This is a genomic window from Methylobacterium sp. E-016, from assembly GCF_022829745.1.
GTDB lineage: Bacteria > Pseudomonadota > Alphaproteobacteria > Rhizobiales > Beijerinckiaceae > Methylobacterium.
This window is the reverse complement of the sequence record NZ_JAKSYF010000136.1, coordinates 1-4,600: the sequence shown is the minus strand read 5'-3', so window position 1 is coordinate 4,600 and position 4,600 is coordinate 1. Positions and strand designations below refer to the sequence as shown.

5 protein-coding genes are annotated in these 4,600 nt (G+C 71.5%); 2 read left to right on the top strand and 3 right to left on the bottom strand.

What is annotated here, in order from left to right:
• On the top strand, positions 1-189 hold a 189-nt coding region (locus tag MKK68_RS19395; RefSeq protein WP_244032433.1), incomplete at its 5' end, for a transglutaminase-like cysteine peptidase.
• 109 nt (positions 190-298) lie between these two features.
• Entirely contained in the window at positions 299-628 is a 330-nt protein-coding gene (locus MKK68_RS19390; protein WP_243935786.1) for a hypothetical protein, read from the top strand.
• A 316-nt stretch (positions 629-944) separates the two neighbouring features.
• On the opposite strand, the gene MKK68_RS19385 is transcribed toward MKK68_RS19390, so the two are convergent.
• From MKK68_RS19385 to MKK68_RS19375, 3 genes are all read right to left on the bottom strand, one after another.
• Positions 945-1,487 carry a MucR family transcriptional regulator gene (locus MKK68_RS19385; protein WP_147860436.1) on the bottom strand — a complete coding sequence of 181 codons (543 nt, stop codon included), beginning with the start codon at positions 1,485-1,487 and terminating at the stop codon, positions 945-947.
• A gap of 705 nt (positions 1,488-2,192) precedes the next feature.
• Positions 2,193-3,404 (bottom strand): ABC transporter permease, encoded by a 1,212-nt coding sequence (locus MKK68_RS19380; protein ID WP_244032432.1) that lies wholly within the window; start codon positions 3,402-3,404, stop codon positions 2,193-2,195.
• Between the two features lie 277 nt (positions 3,405-3,681).
• On the bottom strand, positions 3,682-4,134 hold the full coding sequence (locus MKK68_RS19375; RefSeq protein ID WP_147729523.1) for a DUF4112 domain-containing protein: 453 nt from the start codon (positions 4,132-4,134) through the stop codon (positions 3,682-3,684).
• Between the last annotated feature and the right edge of the window lie 466 nt (positions 4,135-4,600).

Below are 4,600 nucleotides of genomic sequence, written 5' to 3'. Positions count from 1 at the left end.
AAGGGCGAGGGCCACGCCGTGCTCACCCTGATCACCGACCGCGGCGACCTGGTGCTCGACAACAAGACCAGCCAGATCCTGCCCTGGCACCGCACCGGCTACACCTTCATCAAGCGCGAGAGCCAGGACGCCGTCGCCTGGGTCTCCCTCGGCGGCGTCACCTCCCCGGTCACCACCGCCAACCGCTGAGATCGGCGGCGACGTCCCGAAACGGGATGGCCTCGCAGTCGGGGCGTTGACGAAACCTTCACCGCGTCGGCGCGACGCTCCGGGATCGGAGCCGCCCACCCCGACGCCCATGATGTTCCGTTCCATCGCGAAATCGTTGCTCGCCGCGGGCCTGCTCGTCGCGCTCGCCGCCGTGCTGCCGGCGCGGGCCGGCGAGGCCGGGACGCGCTACGCCTCCTGGCACGGCTGCCTCGACCGGCATTTCGGTCTGCGCGCCGCGATCGGAAGCCGGCTCCTGGCGGCCGACGCGGCGATCGGCGCCTGCCGCGCGCCCGAGCGGGCCTACCTCGCCGCCCTCGCCGCCTCGCCGCTGCTCGATGCCGACGACGCCGAGCAGGCCCGCGCCGCCCTGGTCGCGCGGGCGCGGGCCCGGCTGCTTGGGCAGCGCGCCGCGCTCTGACGCCGCCGATTCTTCGAGAGAACGGTCTTCGCAAACGACACCGCACGCCGCGCCGGATCGCGGCGCGCGTGCGGTGTCGGTTCGCTCGGCACGCCGCGCCTTTCCCGCTCACGCGTCCGGCGAATGCCGGCCCGAGCGGCGTGGGCCGGTCGTCGGGCGCTGCAGGGGAGCGGAGGGAGGGGGAGCGGAGGGAGCGGAGGGAGGCGCGATCCGCCCGTCCGGCACGACCTGCCCGACGGCACGCAGGTCTCCGGCGAGACCGGGTCTGCCGATGGGGCTGGCATCGTGCCGGAGCGGGCGCGAGGCCGCCTCGGCCTCAGGCGGCGTCGGCCTTGCGGGACTGGCTGCCCTTCACGGCGGAGGTCGCAGCCTTGCGGCCGCGGCGGGCGGGCGCGGGCGCCGCCTCCTCGACCTCCTCGGGGGCCTCGGCGGGGGTCGAGCGGCCGGGCTGGCCGAGGCCGAGGCTCTTGGCGAGCGCCGAGCGCTGGGCCGAATAGTTCGCCGAGGTGGTGGGGTAGTCGGCCGGCAGGCCGTAGCGGTCGCGGTAGCTGTGCGGGTCGAGGCCGTGCTTGGTCAGGTGGCGCTTCAGCGTCTTGTAGGACTTGCCGTCGATGAAGCTGACCAGCCCGTCGGGGCGGATCGACTTGCGGATCTGCGCGGGGCTGGGCTTCTCGACCGTCTCGGCCGCGACGGGGGTCGTTCCGGAGCCGACGTTGTTCAGCGCCTCGTGAATGCTGGCGATGAGCGTCGGCAGTTCCGTGATCGGCACGGAGTTGTTCGACACGTAGGCCGCGACGACGTCGACGGTCCGCTCGATATACTCGTTGCTGGTCTGTGCCGACGGTGTAGTTTCAGACATACGTCCGTTCCTTGCCTGTTCCTTGATGGGTCCCCACCCGGAGGAATTATGATGTTTGGCAGAGAAAGCAAGGATGTCGGAGCGGTTATCGGTGCTCAACACACGAACAAGTGTGGATCTTGCCTGCCGTGCTTCGGCGCTATCCGTGCAACCGACCCGGCATCCGCAGCAATGCAGTGCTCAGCGCCGCGCGAAATCTCTGCAACTGCGGAGGGCGGGATTCCGCTGTTGCCCGAACCCGTTACAGCGCCCGCGCGCGGGCGGGGCGGGCGGGCCAAATGCTGGACGGATGCGTCTTGCGCGACCGCCGGCCCGGGCGACGGCTTTATGTCCAAACCGGAGGTCTGCGCAATGGTGGATAAAAGTGTCGCACCAAGATCAATGACCTGGGATATTTTGAATTCACGCGTACCGGTATAGACATACTAAGTATCGCGATGATGTTCTCGCGGCCGGGCGTGGGAACGGATGCCTCGGGCCGGAGGATCCCGCCGCGCCGACGGTGCTCGAACCTCAGGCGTCAAGCATCCGCGGGCCGGCCCGGTCCTCGCGCGAGGCATTCGCGGCGCGCGGCCGGCGGGCGCATCTCCGGGACACAGTCGCTTCGCGCGACGCCGGTGCCGACGGACAGTCTTGCGGTGCGGACCGGCGCGCTCGGCGGCAGGGTTCGCTCGGCGGAAGGGTTCGCTCGGCGGAAGGTCTTGCTCAGCGGAAGGTCTTGCGCGGATCGAACGCGTCGCGCACCGCCTCGCCGGCGAAGACCAGCAGGCTCAGCATCGCGGCGATCACCAGGAAGCCGGACAGGCCGAGCCAGGGCGCGGTGAGGTTGTCCTTGCCCTGGGCCAGCAGCTCGCCGAGCGAGGGCGAGCCGGGCGGCAGGCCGAAGCCGAGGAAGTCGAGCGAGGTCAGGGTGGTGATCGAGCCGTTGAGGATGAACGGCAGGAAGGTCAGCGTCGCCACCATGGCGTTGGGCAGCAGGTGCACCGTCATGATGCGGACGTTCGACAGGCCGAGCGCGCGGGCCGCCCGCACGTACTCGAAGTTGCGGGCGCGCAGGAACTCGGCGCGCACCACGCTGACCAGCGCCACCCACGAGAACAGCAGCATGATCCCGAGCAGCACGAAGAAGCCCGGCGCGATGAAGGCCGAGATGATGATGATCAGGTAGAGGGTCGGGATGCCGCCCCAGACCTCGATGAAGCGCTGGAACGACAGGTCGACCCAGCCGCCGAAATAGCCCTGCACCGCGCCGGCGACCACGCCGATCAGCGAGGAGACGGCGGCCAGGATCAGCCCGAACAGCACCGAGATGCGGAAGCCGTAGATCACGCGGGCGAGCACGTCGCGCGTGGTGTTGTCGGTCCCGAGCCAGTGCCAGGGAATGCTGGCGCAGCCCTTCCCCGGCACCGTCTCGGCGGCGTGGCACTGCGCGTCGGTGAGCATCCAGGTCGGCGGCGAGGGCGAGGGCGTCGGCAGCCCGTCGTTGATGGTGTCGTAGGAGAACGGGATCGGCGGCCAGATCGCCCAGCCGTTCTCGGCGATCTCCCTGGCGATCTCGGGGGTGCGGTAGTCGGTCCGCGCCAGGAAGCCGCCGAACTTCTCCTCCGGGTAGTCGATCAGCACCGGGAACAGCCACTCGCCTTTGTAGGAGGCGACGATCGGCCGGTCGTTGGCCAGGATCTCGGCGAACAGGCTGACGACGAACAACGCCAGGAAGATCAGGAACGAGACGTAGCCGAGCCGGTTGCGGCGGAAGTTCTCGAGCCGGCGCCGGTTGAGCGGCGACAGCCCGCCGCGGCGGGGCGCGAGCGGCCGCGCCTTGGGCAGGCCCTCGCTCGGCCGCAGCACGATCGGCTGCGCCCCGGGCATCGGCGCGGGCACGGCGTCGCCCTCGGGGGGCCGGGCGATCTCGTTCATCGCGGGCTGCTCCGCAAGTGGGGCACGAAGTGGGTCGTAGGGTGCGCGCGATTTCCCTTCCCCCGACGGATCTCGGGCTTGCCCGAGATCCGCATCCCGTGTGCCCAAGTCGGGCAGGCCCAACTGGGGTGCGGGGCAGGGGACCCTGCGCAGCAGGGGGGGAAAGGGGAGCGCCGCATCCGGAGAGGTCGCTCCCCTCTCCCGACCCGCGCTGACGCGAGGCCCGCCCTCCCCCGCAGAGGGGGGAGGGGACGGGAACCGCGTGCCCTGGGAACCCTCAGCCGTCGATCCGCACGGCGGTGCCGTCGATCTCGTTGGGGCGCAGCCCGCCGCTGCGTTCCATCCAGCGGCGCAGCAGGCGGACGTTGCGGCGGTTGGCCTTGAAGGCGGCGTCGAACAGGTCGCCGGCCAGGGGCACGATGCCGATCGCGCCGTCGAAGGCGACGTTCAAGGCCATCCGCGCGATCAGCCAGCGCGGCGCCCCGAGGCGGCGCGCCTCCGCGACGATGTAGGACGAGATCACCATGCCGGCGATGTCGCCGACGATCGGCACGAGGCCGATCACCGCCTCGAGCCCGACCCGCCGGTTGAGGCCGGGGATCAGGAAGGCGGAATCGAGCAGGTGCGCCAGCGCCTCGAGCCGGGCGAGCGTCGCCTCGCGGCTCTGGTCGCCGATGCGCAGCGTCGTGCCCGCGCGCCAGCTTTGGGAGAAGGTCTGCGAGGGATCCATCGGCGGAAACCGGTGAGCGAGGGTGGCCATGGCCCGGGATGTGGCGCCGCGGGGCTGCCCCGGCAAGGCGGGGGGCGTCGTCGGCGCTCGGCGGACGGACGCATGGCCCCTGGAGTGATGGCCCTTGGAGCAATGGCCCCTGGAGCAATGGCCCCTGGAGCAAGGCCCCCGGCCACAGGAGCTCCCGCCGCATCGGAACGCGCGCCCGGGACCCGCGCATCCCCTCGCCCCGCCTGCGGGGAGAGGGCCGCGACGACCCCGTCGTCGTCGCGGCGAGGCGGCAGCCGACGGTGAGGGGGCTTCGACCGGCGAGCCTCCCACGGCACCGCCCCCTCACCGCCGCTTCGGCTGCGCTTCCCGGCCGCACGACGGGGTGCGGCAGGGCCTCTCCCCGCGTGCGGGGAGAGGGGATGGGCGTTTCATCCCAAAGCCGAAACCCGCTCACGATGCCGCCCGCCGCACGCCC

Excerpts from the sequence above, each read along its gene's own strand:
- MKK68_RS19385 (WP_147860436.1), bottom strand. The coding sequence starts at position 1,487 with ATGTCTGAAACTACACCGTCGGCACAGACCAGCAACGAGTATATCGAG.
- MKK68_RS19380 (WP_244032432.1), bottom strand. The coding sequence starts at position 3,404 with ATGAACGAGATCGCCCGGCCCCCCGAGGGCGACGCCGTGCCCGCGCCG.
- MKK68_RS19390 (WP_243935786.1), top strand. The coding sequence starts at position 299 with ATGATGTTCCGTTCCATCGCGAAATCGTTGCTCGCCGCGGGCCTGCTC.
- MKK68_RS19375 (WP_147729523.1), bottom strand. The coding sequence starts at position 4,134 with ATGGATCCCTCGCAGACCTTCTCCCAAAGCTGGCGCGCGGGCACGACG.